The sequence below is a fragment of the Mycoplasmoides fastidiosum genome, from assembly GCF_024498275.1.
GTDB classification, from domain to species: domain Bacteria; phylum Bacillota_I; class Bacilli_A; order Mycoplasmatales; family Mycoplasmoidaceae; genus Mycoplasma_N; species Mycoplasma_N fastidiosum.
Map to the genome: position 1 here is coordinate 410,130 of NZ_CP101809.1, position 20,971 is coordinate 431,100.

The 20,971-nt window shown below is 34.4% G+C and carries 5 protein-coding genes; all 5 read left to right on the forward strand.

Features of this window, described 5'->3' with window-relative positions:
- Window positions 1-167 precede the first annotated feature (167 nt).
- The 5 genes from NPA10_RS01365 (at window position 168) to NPA10_RS01385 (ending at window position 20,967) form a co-directional block, all read left to right on the forward strand.
- A complete protein-coding gene (locus NPA10_RS01365; RefSeq protein WP_256547751.1) occupies window positions 168-7,034 on the forward strand; it encodes a hypothetical protein in 6,867 nt (2,288 codons plus the stop codon).
- A gap of 20 nt (window positions 7,035-7,054) precedes the next feature.
- The gene (locus NPA10_RS01370; RefSeq protein WP_256547752.1) at window positions 7,055-13,651 is read left to right on the forward strand and encodes a hypothetical protein; all 6,597 of its coding nucleotides are present in this window, start codon (window positions 7,055-7,057) and stop codon (window positions 13,649-13,651) included.
- A 343-nt stretch (window positions 13,652-13,994) separates the two neighbouring features.
- Window positions 13,995-14,273, forward strand: a complete 279-nt coding sequence (locus tag NPA10_RS01375) for a hypothetical protein (protein WP_256547753.1) — start codon at window positions 13,995-13,997, stop codon at window positions 14,271-14,273.
- 83 nt (window positions 14,274-14,356) lie between these two features.
- Window positions 14,357-16,786, forward strand: coding sequence for a hypothetical protein (locus NPA10_RS01380; protein WP_256547754.1), 2,430 nt, complete (start codon window positions 14,357-14,359; stop codon window positions 16,784-16,786).
- Window positions 16,741-20,967 (forward strand): hypothetical protein, encoded by a 4,227-nt coding sequence (locus tag NPA10_RS01385; RefSeq protein ID WP_256547755.1) that lies wholly within the window; start codon window positions 16,741-16,743, stop codon window positions 20,965-20,967. Before NPA10_RS01380 ends, NPA10_RS01385 begins: the two co-directional genes overlap by 46 nt.
- Window positions 20,968-20,971 lie beyond the last annotated feature (4 nt).

Genomic DNA, 20,971 nt, shown 5'->3' on the forward strand with positions numbered 1-20,971 from the left:
ATGTTAAAATTATGGCAATTTGGTATTAAAACAATACCATATTTCCAATAATGTTGTAACTCTTTTTGTCTAAAAATCGACTGTGCAAAATTAGTTGATTGTTAAACAGCTATTTTTTTATTTTTCCAGTTACAAGTCGTCATGATATAGATTTAGCGCTATTTTCAATGACTACAAGATTCAAAAAGAATCTTTCTTTTAAAGCTGATAAAGCAAAATGACATTTACCAGCAAAATGATTGACTAGTTTTATCATTTTGACTTCAACCATCATTGGTTTAAGTACTTCCATTTACTTGACCGAACAAGCTTATCAACAATCCAAAACTGCATCTGAATATGATCCAATCCAAGCGCGGTTAGCCCGAATTGAGCATTCTGGTATGACTAATGCGCCGGGGGGGGGTTCATCTAGTCCTAATCTGGCTGATGACACAAATTTAAGCGCCTTTTTAGGCCGCGACTTAGCTGACATTGAAAACATCATCATTGAAGATGATACTAAAGCAATCTCATTCCGCGGTGATTTGCCTAAAACCGGCATTCGGGTGGTGGCAACTGCTGTTAGTTTGACCAAAGGTACTGAAAAAATTGATGCTAATGCTTATGATTATGTCAATCTAAAATACGTTCAATATAACAAGAAAACCAAAGAACTGAAAGACGTCAAATTTGCTCCCCCACCAGGTTTATTTAGCGATGATGTATGACCAACATTAAAAGATACAGAGAATAATTTTTCTGATTTATTTCCAACAAGAGCAATTCGTAATGCAGTTGCAACCATTTTGGGCAAACAACCTTCAGAAACATTTTCTAAAAATGATTGGTTTAATGCCTTCGATAAAGTGAACATTACCTTAGATTTGTCAAATCGGGCTCTAAATTCCATTGCCGAAATTTTTAACCCAAACCTGCGTTGAGGTTTGGGTATTTATGATTTATTAGGCACAGCTAATTCTACTCCCCGCATCACTGGGGATTCTAATTTTGAAATCCGTTATCGGGGTTTAAGTACCATTAATGTTGATGATAATATCATCACTTATTTTCCTAATCCCAACTATAAAAATTTTCCAGCTTTAAAAAACATTCGCGCAAGCAAGAATGCGATTAAAGCAATCGGGAACTTTAATACCTTCAGCAATAATCATTATTCTACTGAGTATTTATCTGACACTGAATTAGCTAATGTAAATATGACAGCTAAAACTAATCAGAACTACTATGATTATTTAAAAAGTTTATGAGCTGAATCTTCTGATGTGAAAGAAATTGCTTCAGTAAAAGCCATTCAAAAATGGTTAACAGAAGTTTTACCAACAATTGATTATGCAACTGCAAGTGCGAGTTCATCTAATAAAACTGGTAAAAAAACAATTAGTAGTTACACCGATTTTTTAGATGCTGTTTCGGCTGATCCGTTTTATTTTCGGGCTAAAGATGGTGGAAAATACATTAATGAAAACAGTAATTCTGCTGCTAGCAACAATAATGGTTTGTCAGTAAGTGGTGGGTCAATTCCCTATGATGCCACAAGTAACATCACAACAACTTCAACGGGTACAATAATTAATACTAACAATGGCACAGATTTTAATTTAGATAAAGGAATTAATTTTGGTGCAGTTCGCTTAGATATTTCTAAAGACCTTCATCGCGTTGATTTTTCGAATAACCAAATTGAACGGATTCCTCTATCTAAAAACATGTTTACCAATATTGATTTTGGTAATAATCGTTTACGGTATATCACTCCAATTGCAGCTAAACCACTGCCATGATTTCATGGCTTAATCTTCTTAATTTCTACCATCAATCAAAATTTCTATAGTGTGGTTAATCCAACTAATTGAACCAAATATTATGACCAGAGCAAAGAAACTACTCCTACTGGTTGAAACGCCCAAACTCAACGCATTTTAGATAGGCTAGTAATGGGGAATTATGCATATACACTACCTACTTTCTCATTTTATGGTAACCACTTATTAGATTTTTGACCACAACAAGACACAGATAATAGTTGATATACTTGACCAAAATTAACCATTCCAACAAATAAAAGAATTCAGGGTGATGGAGCAAGTGTCAATTCTAATGTTAATGGCTATCCAATTAGTCCGTGAAATCACCAAATTGGTGATGATTCAAACGAATTTTATCCATGATTTCACCGCGTTTGAATTGGTCCCCAAGATGGAGGGACATTTTCAACCTATTTAGGTAATTTTGATGGAAATTTCATCCATGATATTGTGGGGAATAATATTGGAGCCCGCAGAAATGCCAAAAATTTATATGGCATTTTTTTCAATCAATTAAACGATGATAAAATCCTAACTTATTCCCAAAGTTATAACAAAACAATTAATTACAACATCACAGTTGCTAGTTCTCAATCTAGTCCGTTCATCTTGCCAGGATTTGATTCTAAAGAAGAATTAAAACAAATTGGCACCACAGCTTCAGCAACCACAACAGCTAGTTCTGGTGTGAATTCTGAACCTTCTCGTAAGCAATTTGATGATGCCATCTTAAAAGATACATCAGATGCTTATAAATCATACAACTCCCAAGTGCCTTATATCTTAACAAGAACTTTACCCCAAAATCATTCAGTACTAAATTCTTGAGGGAAACAAAATGGTCGGAATGGAGCGAGTCAAAAAGTTGAAGTTTCACTAGTTGATCAAAATGGTGAAAATGTGTCACCTAACAATTTTTCTAATATTGATTGAGTTCATTTGTATGCTAATGCCAATGGATTAAATGCTGCTACTTTAGATTTACAAGATTTAGCAGATGGATACAATCCCACCAATAATAACCAGAATTCGTCGGGGGGGTCTTCTATGAGTAGATCTTCTACCAATAATGGGTACAATTTTTTAACCCAGGTTTTAGGCCAACTACCCTACTATAATGGACGGAAAAAAGCAACTGCTTGAACTGGAGCAACTGGAAATAAAGCGGTTGGAATTCAATTAAATAAATTTTCTCAAACAGAAAATGGCACAATTATTCCAAAATCACCTTCTTACAACTTAACCATTTCTGCACCAACTCAAGAATGGACTTATCGTTATACCATTAACATCTTAACTGATACAAGTTATAGTTTAAATGTCAACGATACAGGTGCTGTTGCTGAACAAGATCGCACTTTAGATGTTGCTAAAACAACTTTCAGCAAACGCTATAATTTTGCATCAACAATTACTATCCAAGATTTAGCGAATGAAGTAGAAGCATGAACAACTGGAGCATCTTACATCCAAAATTACATTAAAAATGATTCTAGTTCGATTCGGATTAAATCAGTTGACTTAATTAATAACCAAATTGTTGTTGGCTTTAATGTGAATGATCCAACTGGTAACCGAATTAATATTAAAGATGTTATCTTAACTAATTTTGCCACTCAAACAGCTTTTTTAATTAATAACGAAAAAGTGGTTGAAGATTTTGATGATGTTAAAAATGCTCCAAATGAATTTGCACCAAAAGATCATCAAGAAGCAATTGAATGAATCAAACAACATGTGGGCGTGAGATGAATTGGTTTAGTTTTAAATGGTTCATCTGATCTTACAACTAATCCTAAAAATAATCCAACAGCTGATAGCTTAGCTGAAAAAAATATTCATAAATTAGCAGATTTACAAAATCCTGAACAATACATTAGTAGTGTCTTCTTCAACAAGAATGATGGAACGTTATCATTCACTTTACAAATTAATTCCAATGTTAATAACGGGGGCATTAATTTGGTACAAAACCAAACGATTACTACTTTTAAAAAATTTAGCTACTCAATTGATACTTCAAATGCGGCTAAAAATGCGAGTGCACTGGATTACACTGATGAGAAATTAAAAGAATTTGTTACTCTAAAAACCTTTCAGACAATTAAGGGAAAAGAAGTAAATCCTCAGTCTAAAAAATGATCAGCCGCAGTTGACGAATTAAACCAATTTCTACCGCCTGAAACCGAATTACAATTAACCGATGTTAATCGGAATGGTGCAGTGGGTAGTGTTGATTTTGCAGTTAGTTTGTTGGAAAAAAATGCTGAAAAAACTTTAATTGATGTGAAAAATGCTAGTTTGTTCGGCTTGTCTAGTTTCAATTCTTCGTTTGGCTGAAAACAAAATAATGATCGGGTTTCAGGAATTGCTTTTATTACATATGATGCTTACAAAGATAAATTAGTTAAAGATTTTAAAGCTGCATTACTAACCGCTTCAGATGCAGCTACTTTTAGTCAACTAATCTTACCACTATTAGATTTAACTAATAGTGCACCTAGTTTCGATGCTCAACAACAGTTGAACGGAGGCATGTCACTAGATGAAAACCAAAAAAATCAATTAATAATTGGTTTTCATACTACTGCCACATCAACACCAGCAGATATTAATGCTAATGTAATTGTCAGAGAAGATGCTGATTTAGTGGGAATTAATTTCTTAACCATTAAAGGCGGTTATCTTCACGGCAAATTTTATGGCGGATCTGAACAAGGAGCACCAATTACTACCCTACCTTCATTATTAGTGGCTTTAAAACCAAATACAACCCAGTATCAAGCAATTAGTAATGCTTACAAAGATGCAACTTCACCAGCTGCTGGGTCTAAACCAGCAACAACTTACAACGGAGGTGAAGCCCTATTTAAAGATGCTTTAAACAGGGAGTGAAAAAATTTGTTACCAAGTGAATGATTAGCACAGTTAAGACTATTAAAAAACCGACAAAGTAGTTTATTAGTTAACCAACAAGATTATCACGGTTATGATAGTTTAACTGGTTTTTTGAATCATGTGTTGAATACTTCCACTTCAAACACCAGTTATCAAACCCATGTTGATTTAACTAATTTTAGTAACATCACGATTAACAACTCGACTGGAGAAGTAAAGATTGCGGCCAATACTTTATTTGTTAATAATGTTTATGAAGACGCAACTAAAGCTGAACGTCGGCAAACTCCCTACTTTTATAACCAAGAAATTAGTTTCTTTTTAAGTAATTACTTTTTTCGGATTGATGAGGCGCTTAGAACTAAATTGCCGTTTGCTGATAATGTGGATGTAAACCGTACTTTTGGCAATGAAAGTGTGCTAGGGATTGTCAATCAGTTAGAGGATTTGTTAGCTAAAGCTCAAAAACTGTATAATGCTTCCACTGCTCAACCCTTAACTGGTTCAGATTTATTAGCGGCTCAAGATGCGATTAACATTTTGAAATTTAAATTTATCAATCCAGTTTATTACACTAACCCCGATGCTGAAAAATTCTTTACTGAACAATTTACAAGTGCGGATGTGGACAACCAACATGTTGATAAAATGACAAAATTCAGCATGTTACAATTCAGCAACCTCAATTACAACGAAGGCAGTTTAGACATCAAAATTAAAGTTGAAAATTACATTACTGGTTTTGATGGTCAACACTTCATCTTAGCTGATAAAGAACAAAACTTTAAAATCACCAACACTTTAGGAACTTTCTTGTTACCAGTGTGAAAGAACTATTCTGAAAATAATTTTAAACTGCGGACGGATGATGAAAATCTAGTTGCCTTAGATGGACAAAAAGTTTCAGGAATAATAACAAATGATGCTTTAAAAACTTGAACTGTTAAAGATTATTACATAACTTTAATGAATCAAATCAATCAAGAAGTTGATCAAGATTACATTAAGCTAAATAATTCCAATCAACTATTTGATTTAGTTAGTTGACAACTAGTTGATAACACCGGAATTGATGTGGGCAATACTAGCAAACACCACCAAGCAGCTTTAGACATTTTAAAAACTGAATTAGAAAAGTTTCATGTGAGTTTAAATGTTCGCAAACAAGATATACATTATAGTGCGAAAAACGAACAAATTTATTTATTAAACCCGTTTTTACACTTTCATGTTGATCATGCAGCTGCAGAGCAAATTAAAATTCTGAAAAACATTTTTGATCCAAACAAAACCAGTGAGCAACTAATTGATAATTTCGGCAATTACCAAAACATTGGCTTAAGTAATGTGATTATTCAAGGTTTTAAACGTCAGCCAATTGTGATTAGTTCCCAAAATTATACTGATCCAGAATATGAACTAAACTTTAATGGAACGTTGAGTAAGATTAGTGCAGTTTCGGGTTCTGAGATTTTGACTTGATTAAAAAGCAATTTAAACGAACCAACGGTCATTAATACTTTTTTACAATCGTTTTTACGGGTGCAAGGTTTTTCCCGAGTAACTCAATCCTTATCATTAGTCTTAAATCCGGAATTTGTTCAACTCTTAGCTAAAGATACTCCAGTTGAAGCAATGACCCAATACTTATTGATTAATGATGGAATTGGTCAATTGACTTTCTTACCTGGTAGTATTCAGTTAGTTAACAGTTATCAAACAGCCGCCATGGATTTAAATCCTAATCCAGTTGATTTAGATCAGTTTTTAGCTGATCCAACCCAAGCCCAGATTGCATTAACCCATTTAAAACTGGTTAATACCGAAATCACAGTTGCTGATAATGACGTTGTTGCCACGCGCTTAATTCATGATGGAGTACAGATTAACATTCGTGATGCAACAACCGCATTAAAAACTGAAAATTTTGCTTTAGCCTATCGCTACTTACAATTAAATGAAGTTTTAATTAGTAAACATAACCAACAACGACTAATCATCCGTGATGTTTATTCTGATATTGCTCAAGGAACAATTGTAATTCAGTACGAAATTGAAAATGCCTTTGTCAATGGCAAAGTCCAAAACTTACAAAAACAATTAGTGATTACTGGTTTTAACTCTAATTCCCACCGGTTCTTAACAACTCATTTACCGTGAGTTATGGTATTAGTTAGTCTGTTAACTATCGGGGTTTATTATGGGATTTGACGGTACCGGCAAACAACTAACAGCATGAAATTCATGCAGGGAGAACCAAAAAAAGTTCGTTCTCGTTTAACCAAACTTCGTATTAATGTAACGAAGGATAACAGTGGTTCTGAATAGCTAAACAGAAATCTTCTTTCATGAATTCCCAATTAAAAATTAGACGTAATAGAAAGTTTAATACCAATTACTTTATTTTAAGTTTAATAACTTTAACTAGTTTTAGTTTAAGTATTAACCAGATGACTTATCATCATTTCCAAACTGTCAATCGTGATTGAGTACACAAACAGCAACAAGCTGAAAATGTTGTTCATTATGTGGAATGAACTACGAGTAATTCTAAACGAATCATTGATGTGTTCCCCTTATCCCGTTTAGCAACTCGGGTATTGGATGCTTTAAAAGCAACTGAAACAGTCGGTTCTTCTAAGTATGATTTGGGAGTTAATTCCCAAGTCACTAAAACAGAATTGGGGAAAGTTAAATCACTGGATTTAAGTGATTTAAATCTCACCGAAATCGATGCAATTCTCAATCCGGCAATTACGTGGGATAGTTTGTGAAATATTAATTTATCCAATAATCATTTTGGTGATTATGAAATTATCTTCACAAAAGCCCGAATGCCCAAACTGTATAAAATTTTGGCCTCTAATTCTCATTTAAACAAAATGATTAATGTTTCTTCTTATGTTGAAGACCCATATGATACAGCCACTGCTGATAGTAACGAAAGAACAAAGGCTAAAGCGCAATATGAAACTCCAATTCGCGATAATGTGCCCCGGTTTTTTGATCTTGGGTCTAACAACATTCGCGAAATTCCCAAATACTTTTTAAAAATTAATTTGGCTTATTTAAACATGAGCAATAACAAATTAGGATCAGGAACCGAAGCTGATCCGATGGGAATTTATGCCACTCCTTGATATTCATTAGCCTCAACCCAAAATAATGCCAATTTATTAAGTATTCAAGACCCCAGTATTCGGGGTCCGTATGGCATCAATGTTTATAACACCGGTGATAAAAAAAGTGAGAGTGGCACCGAATATAAATACACTGATGAACAAGTTGCCCGTTGACGTCAATCCCCCTGACCAATTCGGGGTTTAACTTTTGGGAACTATAATGATGTTCCAAACCGAACAACCCAACAATTAGACACAAATATTACACGTGCCAATGGAATGACTCCTGATAATGGTGAGAAAAGACCATATTTCAGTTTTTCGAATAATAACCTTGTAGCACCAATGGTCTTTAGTAATGCCAATGTGACATTTGATTCTAATTCTTCAACCTCACCCCAACAAAAAAGTGTCAATTTATACGTTGGTTTAGAAGACTTTAAAACTTCGGCTTATAAAAAAGCACAAGATGAAATCATTAAAACTTCGACAACTAAAGGTGATACAACTAATCCAAATGCAAATGCGGAATTACTAGTTCCCCAACCTGATTCGATTTTTCCGTTTATGGGCTTAAATGGCTGAACCACTGGGATTCGTCCGGGCTATAATTTTGCCCGTCCTTTATTAAGTGTTTATTCATTTCGTTCGTTTAATGGGTTTGGTTTATTAGAACAAAACCAAGATTCTCGAAATGCTGGAGATGAGGGAAATACTTGAGATAATACAGTGCCTTCGGGAACAACAGTTGCTCGGGGTGATAATGTTACTCCATCCAATCAAGATGAATATGCTGGAACAAGTTCTTTAGACGGAGGAGGTATTAAATGAGAAGTTCCCAAACTTTCGGATTTTGGAAAAGAAGAAAGTGGCACTTGAACTGGATTATATAATCAAAATGAAAGAGCCGCTAATGCACCCACTTTAGAAGAATTTATTAATGGAACTAATAATGGAAAGAAAAGTGGTTTCTGAGGTACTAAAGGTTTACAAACCATTCCGCGCAATAACAGAACAGGAAGAATGAGCTTTACAGAATCCAGTGATCAAACTTATTATGCACGCTACAAACCATTCCGTACTTATTTGATTACGGCAAAATCATTTGCTAAATCAGAACGGGGTGCAGACTATGCTCCAGTTTTTGATGGCAATGTTTTCTATGATGCCAAAAATTATGAAAATTTTAATGCCCGTTTAAATTTCTCTCCTTCAGGTCGGAGCGAAATTGGGTTAATGGCTAATTACGCTGAAAATCCAATTAATCTGTTCAATAAGAGTGAACAAGGTAAATTGTCAGGCAGAAATGTTAACAATAGCATCAAACATTTTGGTAGTATTTTTGGTGATTTGCCAATTGTGAATTTAACAGTCGGTTCACCCACCACTTGGGTATCTAATATTGATCGGGTTAGTAGTTTTGGGGTCAGTCAAACAACTCAAGTACCCTACACTTCTTCTTTAGTCATGAATAATGGCTTGTACAATTATTCAAGTTATTTCAACGTAGTTGATCATATTAGTACTGAATTAGATAACAATAGCAATTTTGCCACCCAAGTTTCAGCAACACAACAAGCTGAATTGAATTTATCTAGTTATAACAACAAATTTCCGCAAAATGTCCGAGTTGATGACATCTTAGACGGAAAAGACAAATTCTGAAAATCAACTAAAAAGTTTGATCAAGTCTATATGGAACGGTTGAACCAGAATGATGTGGAACTAACTTATAATCCCGAAGAAGGATCATTAAATTATAAATTCCGAATTTATTCTCCAGGTTATTCTCGTCAGGGTCGTTTGTTTAAAGCGGGCGATACCAAAGTTGTAGCAACTGGTGATAACACCCCAACAATTGATGTGAAAGTTGATAAAAAAGTTACTGGATTTGCCAAAGCTAAAATGCAGAAAGAAAATAGTGATGGCACATTTGAAGATTTTAGTTCGACTAATATTACAAACAATTTGTTAGAATACGCCGCGCCAAAAAGTGCTAAAGACCAAATTACAACAGTAGCAAATTACAACCTAATTAATGCTGATTTAATTGCCAAAACTTTTAAAACCAATTACTTAGGGAACAAGATGACTGCAGGAGCGCAACAGGCCACAATTGAAACGAATCAGCACGAATTAACTGAAGTTAATTCCCAATGAATTACTGAAATCATCAAAAACCAAGTGGATGGAACAGTTAAGTTTAAAGTGGAAATTCCCGATTACACTTTTGCCAATGGCACTAGTTTCAATTATCCACTTCAACTAAAAACTGCGATTTATAAATGAACGGGATTACCAAAAACCAATACCACTGTAATTGGGAAAAACATTGCAGTTGATAATGGTCCCCAAACGTTTGTTCCAGAAACTTTTAAAGACGATAAAACCAAACTAGGATTGTTTCAAAAAATTATCGCTAAACCAGCAAGTGCGATTACAGCTCAAGAAATTTTTGATTTGGGTGCGGTTAGCACTGATGTTTCAACATGATCATCAGTAACCAGAGATAATGCAAGTAGTTTTTTCACCTTATTTCCAAATGATGCGAATGGAACTTTATTATGACAAGTAAAAATTCCGGGTGATGTTGGTAACGGTATTCCCGAGCAACGCATCACTGTTCTATGAGAACATTTATTTAACCAAACTACAACGATAACCTGAAAAACCCAAGAACAATTAAATGCTGTTTTAATTGGTAAAAAACCAGCAGAAATTCAAGCACTATTTAAAGCCAGTCCCCAAACTTTTTTAAATGTACTAAACAAACCGAATAATAATGAATTAACAACAAATGATTTAGTTACTGAAGCTGATAATTTCATTACTAATGACAATAACGGCCAAATTCGGTTTACCAATATTCGGTTAAAAAATCATTTCTTGAATGGCATTAAGTATAATAACGGTCAGCCTGAAAATGGAACTGCAGCTTCTACTCCAACTTATCTAACAATTCCGATCTCACCCAACTACCAAGGTCAACGTCCAATCTCTTCTTTAACTTGAAAATCAGATAGTGAAATTATTGAAAACATTAAAAAATATTTACAAAAAAATAATTTAGTTCAAGTTGATCCAAATAACGAAAAAACAACAACGGTTAAAGAAGTTTTAGATCAGATGAATGTTTATGATTTGAAACAAGCAATTGTCAATAATAATTTAAACATAGCTGACATGAACTTGTTTGATTTACAAAATATTAATAAAAATAATTTTGCTTTAAAAGATAAATTAAATAAAAGTTTAGTGGCAGACAACAAAACTGGTGAACTAACTTTTAAAAATCTGCAATTTAAAAACTGACAAAACCCAAGTAGTTTTGACACAGTTACTCATGATGTACCTGTGCATAAAATTAAAGCTAGTCCCGTAGTTAACAGTTTCATTTGATCTAAATCAATTAGTTCAGCTTTAGCGAATAAATCAGTGTTAGAAGTCCAACAAATTTTTGCATCATCTACTTCAGCATCAGCTTATATTGATGCATTAAATGTCGGTAAAAAAACTTTTAATGCGAATAATGTCAGTGAAAATCATTATCGGGTAGACCCAACTAAAATTAAAGTTGATTTAGTTGCGGGTAAAATTACGTTTGAAACTAACGCGGTAATCATGACCAATTTTGTTTCCACACCTGGGCAAGAACCAGTGGATCATGTTGTCCCTGACTCTAAAACTTATAGTTTACCAAACAAATACTTAACTACTTTCCAAGTGAACACTAATATCACTTCTGCAGCGGGGTTTGAAGATGATTATGCCAAATTTTATTTTGGGTATAGTTATAGTGCAGCCGGAATTACTCCAGATCAAACCCAAGCAGTTGATGATGCAGTGGCGGCTTTAAAAACGCCAAACTTAGTGCACCAAACCACTCAAGTTGGTTCAAATTTAATCCGGAGATGATTAGTTAATAATAATGCGGCGCGAATTAATCCGGTTGATTTAGCGCGGGTGAATGAACTGAAAAGTTCATCAGCAAATGATTTTGTGAAAAAAACTGATTTTAGTGGTTATTTCTATTTACCGAATTATTTAGCATTTGTGAACTCAGCTGTTCCAAGTGGAGTGAATCGCACTTATTTCATTGCTGAGCGAATTGAAGCATCAACTTTAGATTCATCAATTTTGATTATTCGCAAACCCCACATTGTGAACTATTTAGCGAATGGGGGTACTGAACTGCATCCGGTTAATGATTTCATTTATGTCAACTTCTTACGGAATGGTACAACTGTCACCTTCCATAAATATGCGAACCAAATTGTTCCTGAACAATTAAGCCAAGGCGAATTTAGTGCCAACTTACTAGCTCCATTATGACATGATGTGGATGCAGCGACCATGAAAGCCGATTTAGAATTCTTAACTGCGAATCGCAAAAATTTATCCGTGCGGGCTTCACACCGTTGACGTTCCATTCAGCAAGCCTGAATTAGTACTTTCACCGCCAACAATGTGCCATATGGGGGATCATATGACACCACAATTGCTTATCCAGCTGAGATTGAAATTTCCAATGGAGAACGAACTTTAAAAGTTAATAAACTAATTTTTGCGCTATATGCCAACACCACGGATGAGAATAGTCCGGTTGTTCCAGACTATGAAATTGAGGTGGCTGAAATTTGATATTTAAATACCGGAGCAAATACCGAGTTTGTGCGTAATCCGTTAACAGATTATGAAGATATTTTAAACCAACCCCCAAGTTTATTATTAACCCGGTTAGGTTTACAATTGGGGACTCAAGCTGATCCAACTTTTAGCTTCCAACAATTTTTAAAGGAGAAAGTTTATCATTTACGCAACGCAACTAATTCGGTTTTAACTAATGGTTCAGATGCTAATAACATCATTGGTCCAGTGGGTCAAATTGGCAACATTAGTTTAACTGGGAATGAATTGCGCTTAGGTCAAATCCGCATTTTAACCCCCTGAGCCGAAGGGAAAATCGGACCAACCCTAGAGCTTGCTGATATTGTTTTGCCGTTTGCAGTTAGTTCGACTGAATTACTGCCCAACAACAATACCGTGATTATTGGTTGATTGCGCAATTTATTTGGCTCAACTAAATCAGTGTCTGAATTATTATTTGATTTCCAAAAGGCATTAAATAATGATCAGTTTACTGAATCAGATTTTAATAGCATGTTAATGCTAGGTAACGGTTTAGTCTTTTTGAATTCGGTTTTCAATGATCCCCAAACCCAACCCCGTTTAGCTCCCGGAGCCAAGTTAACCGAAGCGGTTTTAGTTGATCATATTAGTGGGGCAGTTGTTTTAAAAAATCTCCAAATCCTACATGGTTATATCGATAATGTGCCCCAAAATGATCAAGTAATTGATGTACCAGAAATTAAATTAATTGTTGATACCACATTTACTACTGATTTCAAAACTCGTTTTGAAGAACTAAATCAAGCTACTGATTTGGTTCAATTGAGTCCGTCGGAAATTACGACAATATTGAACCAAAACCAACCCCGTTTACAATCATTAGTTCGGTTTGCTGATGATTATAAACAAATTGAACAACCCGAACTAAGTGTTACAGCAAATGACTTATTAGGGAAGTTGTATATTCAAGTGCATTTTCAAAATTATTATAAGGATGGCATTAATTTGGGACCAAAAACCTTTAGTTACACCTTATCTAATTTCAAAAACCAATTACCACTTGTTTTAGCACCAGTTTTTGGAGGATCTGGTGGCATTAGCTTATTGGGTTTAGCATATTATTTCTGAAGACGCAAATACTTAGGCAGCAAAAAATTCTATATGGCCAATACTGCTGCGAAAGTGAAGAAATAAGCTAAACCCAATAATTCAAAAATATTAGTAATCACAAAACCACAAGCTTGAAGCTTGTGGTTTTTTTATGTTTTGTGGTGATAACAAAATAGCACAAAATTAGTTATATCATGCCGGTTTATTTTTGGAGTTGGTGGGTTATGAAGCGATTTAATCCGATAGTGGGATTGAGGTTGTGTTAAAATTGTGGTAATTTCATCCAATGAAAAATATATTTTGAAAAAAAATGTTGTAACTTTTTTAGTTAAACAATCGCTTGTGCAAAATCAGTTGATTGTTTAACAACCATTTTTATCTTCTTTAGGTTACAAGTTGTCATCGTTAAGATTTATCACAGTTTACAATGACTTCAAGGTTCAAAAAGAATCTTTTTTCAAAAACTGATAAAGCTAAATGACATTGATCAGCCAAATGACTAATTAGTCTAGGAATTTTAGCTGCTACAAGTGTTGGGTTCAGCACTTCAATTTATTTGACCCATCAAGCTTATCTTCAAGATCGTACCGAGGCGGCATTTGATCCAGTTCAAGCGCGGTTAGCTCGAATTGAGCAGTCTGGCGCGACAAATGCGTCGGGGGGGGGTTATCTTCTAGTGTTAGCTCGGCTGATGATACAAATTTAAGTGCGTTTTTAGGTCGTGACTTAGCCGACATTGAAAACATCATCATTGAAGATAATTCTAAAGCGATTTCGTTCCGTGGTGATTTGCCTAAAACCGGTATTCGGGTGGTGGCAACTACTGTTAGTTTGACTAAAAACGGCCAAACAATTACTGCTAATGCTTATGATTATGTCAACCTTAAGTATGTGCAATATAACAAGACCTCCAAAACAGTTACTGATGTTAAATTTGCACCCCCACCAGGTTTATTCAATCTGGATGTTAACCAGAATAACTGACCAACATTACAAGAGTCTGATAATTCACTTACCAAGTTTTTTCCAACTCGGGCAATTCGTAATGCTGTAGCTGGCATCTTAGGGAAAAGCTCAGATGGTAGTTTTACTAAAACCGAATGATTTGATGCGTTTGATAAAACCAATATTACTTTAGACTTATCGAATCGAGCATTAAGTTCTATTGCTGAAATTTTTAACCCCAACCTGCGCTGGGGTTTGGGGGTTTATGATTTATTAGGAACGGCTAATTCTTCTAGTTTAGATAGTCATAGTGTTAGTTTAGAAGTGAAATTTACGGGTTTAACTACACTGATTGTTGACGATAATATTCTGACCCATTTTCCTAATCCGAATTATAAAAATTTTCCGGCTTTAAAAAACATTCGGGCAAGCAAAAATGCGATCCAAGCCATTGGTGACTTCAATACTTTTAGTAATAATCACTATTCTACTGAATATCTAAGTGATACAGAATTAGCAAGCACAAGTTCACCCACAAAAACTGCAGAAAATTATTACGAGTATTTAAAAAACTTGTGAGCTGATGGTTCTGATGTTAAAGATTTAACATCAGTTATAGGAATTAAAAAATGACTAACTGCAACTTTGCCTAATATTAATTATGCAAGTTCAGTAAATAGCTCGTTCATAAAATCAGGAAAAAAAGTAATTTCTGATTATTCTAGTTTTTTAGATGCAGTTTCAGCTGATCCGTTTTATTTCAAAACAAGAGATGGCGAGAAATATGTGAACCAAAAAGGTTCTCATGCCACAAATAAAAATGGGTTATCTGCTTCTAGTGGTAGCGACAATGTTCCGCATGATGCTAACAGTAATATCACCACAAACGCTAGTGGCACAATTGTTTTTACATATCGGGGTGAACCATCATCTGAAACAACTTTTGATAAAGGGATTAATTTTGGTGGCATTAAATTAGATCTTTCCAAAGATCTTTACCGGATTGATTTTTCTAATAACCAAATTGAGCGTATTCCACTATCTAAAAACATGTTTACTAATGTCGATTTTAGTAATAATCGCTTGCGCTATATCGCTCCAATTGCGGCTAAACCATTACCCTGATTTTATGGTTTATTTTATATGGTGGCTAACTTCAATTCAGATAACTATAACCATTTAAATCCGGCCAACTGATCCAAATTTTATGATCAAACTAGTGATAGTCAACCATCAAATTGATCTGTTGGGAATGATACGCGGGCTTTTGATAGTTTTCGAGCGGGCAACTCCGCATTCACACTACCAACTTTTTCATTTTATGGGAACCAATTATTAGATTTTTGGCCCCAACAAGACACTGAAAGTAGTTGATATACTTGACCTAAAATTACAATTCCAGCAAATAAACGCATCACTGGAATTGCTGCTAATCTTCACACTAATGTCAGCGGGTATCCAATCAGTCCGTGAAATCATCAAATTGGTGATGATTCCACAGAATTTTATCCATGATTCCACCGGGTTTGAATTGGGCCCAATTCTGGGAATCAAGTTTTTTCAACTTATTTAGGAACTTTTGATGGTAACTTTATTCACAACATTGCACCAGATGCAACCCGCTCATCTGCTAGTAATATATATGGAATTTTCTTTAATCAGTTAAATGATAATAAAATCTTAACTTACTTACAAAGTTATAGTAAAACCATTAACTATAATGTTACTCTTGCCAAAAATAATTCAAATCAAAAATTTGTCTTACCTGGTTTTGATTCTAATGCTGAACTAAAACAGATTGGTACTACTGCTTCAACAACTTTATCAACAAGCAGTTCTGATGTTAGTGGAACTAATTCTGAACCGTTTCGTAAAAAGTTTGATGATGCCATCTTAAAAGCTTCATCAGACGCTTACAAATCATACAACTCCCAAGTTCCTTATATCTTAACAAGAACTTTACCCCAAAACCATTCGGTATTAAATTCTTGAGGGAAACAAGACGGAAGAACTGGCAATGGGCAAAAAATTAATGTGCAATTAGTTAATCAAGAAAATGAAGATGTAGCTGATAGTACTTTTAAAGATATTGACTGAGTCAGTTTATATGCCAACGCAAATGGTTTAAATTTAAGTAATGGCAATCTCAGTTTTGCAGATCTAGCAAATAACTACAGTCCAACTGACACTAGCGCTTCTTCGATAGCTGATTCAGCCGGGGGGGGGTTATGTCTAGATCTTCTTCTTCCACTAATAACGGGTACAATTTTTTAACCCAAGTTCTAGGCCAACTGCCCTATTACAACGGGCGGAAAAACGCAACAGCATGAAGCGGAGCAACCGGTAATAAAGCCCTTGGTATTGACATTAATAAATTTGCGAATGTTACCAGTTCCAATGCGGTACCAAATTCTCCTTCTTACAACTTAATTATTTCAGCACCAAATCAAGAATGAACTTATCGGTACACAATTAATGTTTTAACCGATACGACTTATACTTTAAATGCTAAAAATGCAAAAAGTGGGGAACGTATATTTGATGTATCTGCTGATTCTAGTTTCACAAACCGGTTTAAATTTGCTTCTAGCATCACTCAAACTGATTTATCTAACAACATTGACCAATGAACTTCAGGCACGGCTTACATTCAGAATTATATTAAAAATGATTCAAGTTCAATTCACATTAAATCAGTTGATTTAATTAAAAATGAAATTGTAGTTGGGTTTGATGTTAGTGATCCGAATAATAACAAAATTGATCTTGCCGATATTACTTTAACCGGATTTCCGACTCAAGAAGCGTTTTTAATTAATAACGAAAAAGTAATTACAACTTTTAATGATGTAACTAATGCCCCAACTGGTTTTGCACCTAAAGATCATCAAGAAGCAATTGAGTGAATTAAAAATCATGTGGGACTGCGTTGAATTAATTTAAAACTGAACAATTCTTCTACTACAACAACTGATCCAGTAAGTGGATCAGTTGAGGGTAGTTTAAGTCAAAAAAATATTCACAAATTATCGGCCTTAGAAAATCCTGAACAATATATTAGCAGTGTTTTTTTCAATAAAAATGACGGAACTTTAGCATTCACTTTACAAGTTAATGCTAACCCTTTAAATGGGGGCATCAATTTAGTTCAAAATCACACCATTACCACTTTTAAACAATTCAGTTTCGCTATTGACACATCGAACTTCCAGAAAAATTTAGCAGCGCTTGATTACACTGATGACAAACTCAAAGAGTTTGTGACTTTAAAAACTTTCCAAATCATTAATGGTCAAGAAACTAATGTCATGTCCCAAACATGACCAAATGCAACAAGCACACTAGATCAGTTTTTACCACCAGAAACCACATTACAGTTAACTGATATTAACCGTAATTCTGAAGTGGGAAGTGTTGATTTTGCGGTTAGTTTGTTTGAGAAGAAAACCACAGCAGCGACTGTAGGTGATTTAATTGCTGTTAGAAATGCTAGTTTATTTGGGTTATCTAATTTCAACTCCACTTTTAATTGAAAACAAAATAATGACCGGGTTTCAGGGATTGCTTTTATTACCCATAATCAATATCAAGACCAACCGGTTGCTAGTTTTAAAAAAGCACTAGTTGATAATGTTAATAATCAAACCCAATTTAACCAATTAATTTTACCGTTACTAGATTTAAGTGCCAGTGCACCTAATTTTAATAGCCAAAACAGTTTATCTGGAGCCACAACATTAGATGAGACTAAGCAAAACCAATTAGTAATTGGTTTTCAAAATGAAACAAGCTTAACTGCTGCAGCAGTTAATGCTAATGTCACAATTCAAGCAGATGCCAATTTAGTGGGAATTAACCACTTAACTATTAAGGGTGGTTATTTACATGGTAAATTTTATGCCGGATCTGAACAAAAAGCACCAATTAATTTTTTACCATCATTATTGGTGGCTTTAAAACCAAATACAACCCAGTATCACGCAATTGACAATAGTTATAAAAATCCAGCTAATTCTGCAACTGTATTAAAGGCCAATAATTCAGCATCAACACCAGTTGTTTATAAAGGTAGTGAAGATTTATTTCGGGATGCTTTAAATCACCAATGAAAAGATTTATTACCAAGTGAGTGATTAGCAGAATTACGACGGTTAAAAAACCGGCAAAGTAGTTTATTAGTGGGTCAATTAGATTATCGGGGTTATGATAGTTTAACTGGTTTTTTAAACCACATTTTAAATACTTCGACTTCAAATACCAGTTATCAAACCCATGTGGATTTAACTAATTTTAGTAACATCACAATTAATAATTCCACTGGAGAAGTCAAAATTGCAGCCAACACATTATTGGTTAACAATGTTTATAAGGATAATCAAAGAGCAGAACGTAGTGCAATTCCAGAAGTTTACGGACAGGAAATTAGTTTCTTTTTAAGCAACTATTTTTTTCGGATTGATGCAGCAACTAAAGCGAAACTACCATATGCAGACAATATTGATGTTAATCGCACTTTTGCAAATGAAAGTGTTTTAGGAATTGTTAATCAGCTTGAGGATTTATTCCAAAAAGCCCAAAAATTTTATGGAGCCACAACCCAAAATCCTTTAACTGGACCAGAACTATTAGTTGCTCAAGATGCGATTAACATCCTAAAATTCAAATTCATTCATCCAGTTTATTACACGAACCCCGATGCTGAACGTTTCTTTACTGAAAAATTTGGCGCCCAAGATGTTGATGCAGCTCATGTGGGGAAAATGACGAAGTTTAGTGCTTTATCCTTTAGTAACCTAAACTATAACCAAGGCAGTCTAGATGTCAAGATCAAAGTAGAAAATTACATTAATGGTTTTGATGGTCAACACTTCACTATCGCTGATAAAGAACAAACTTTTAAAATTACCAATACTTTAGGGACCTTCTTATTACCGACTTGAAAAAATTATGCTGAGAATAATTTTAAATTACGTACTGATGATGATCAATTAACAGCTTTAGAAGGTCAAGCAGTTTCAGGGGTGATTAATAATGATCAGTTAAAAACTTGAAAAGTAACTGATTATTACCAAGCCCTAATTAGTCATACAAATTCAGCAATTAGTGATGATTACATTAGTTTAAATAACCCCGATCCATGATTTGATTTAGTCACTTGACAATTAGTCGATAACAGCGGGATTGCCATTGGAGATACTAGCAACTATCATCAAGAAGCTTTAAGAAGCTTAAAAGAACAACTAAATAAATTTCATGTTAGTTTAAATGTTCGCAAACAAGATGTGTACTACAGTGAAAAAAACGAACAAATTTATCTACTAAATCCGTTTTTACACTTTAATGTTCCGCCTGGAGCTGCTGACCAATTTCAAATTTTGAAAAATATTTTTGATCCACATAAAGAAAGTGCACAACTAATCGATAATCTGGGGAATTACCAAAACATTGGTTTAAGCAACGTTATTATTCAGGGCTTCCAACGCCAGCCAATTGTGATTAGTTCCCAAGCTTATCACAATAACGGCTATGAACTAAATTTCAATGGGACGCTGAAACCAATTAGTAGTGTCTCAGGTTCAGAAATTTTAAATTGGTTAAAAAGCAATTTACACGAACCAGCTGCGCTTAACACTTTTTTACAATCATTCTTACATGTCCAAGGTTTTTCCCGAGTTACCCAACCCTTATCACTTGTTTTAAATCCCGAATGAGCAGAACAATTAGCTCATGATACTCCGGTAGCAAAAATGACCAAGTATTTATTAATCAATGATGGGCTTGGTCAACTAACCTTTTTACCAGGTAGCATTCAAATTGTCAATAGTTATCAAACCAATGAAATGGAATTAAATCCCAACCCAATTGATGTTGACCAGTTTTTAGTTGACCCTAGTCAAGCCCGCATTACTTTAACTAATTTAAAACTGGTTAATACCAGAATTACAGTAGCAGATAATGAAGTTGTGACCAACCAGTTAGTTCGTGACGGCATTCAAAGTAACATTCGTGATGCTACCACGGCGTTACAAACTGAAAACTTTGCTTTAGCATACCGCTATTTACAACTGAACGAAGTGTTAGTTAGTAAGCATAATGAGCAACGATTAATCATTCGCGATGTTTATTCTGATATTGCTCAAGGAACAATTGTTATTCAATATGAAATTGAAAATGCGTTTGTTAATGGGCAAATCAAAAACCTGCAAAAGGAATTGGTCATTACTGGTTTTAATTCCAATTCCCACCGATTTTTAACCACCCATTTACCATGAGTTTTAGTCACTTTATTGGTGATTGCCATGGGAATTTATTATGCAATTTGACGCTATCGTTATGCAACTAATAGCGTGAAATTCATGCAGGGAGAACGCATTAAAGTGCGTTCTAGTTTAACCAAATTACGTGCTAAAAAACCCAAACATAACAGTGGTGCACGATTAGCTAAAACTAAATAAATTT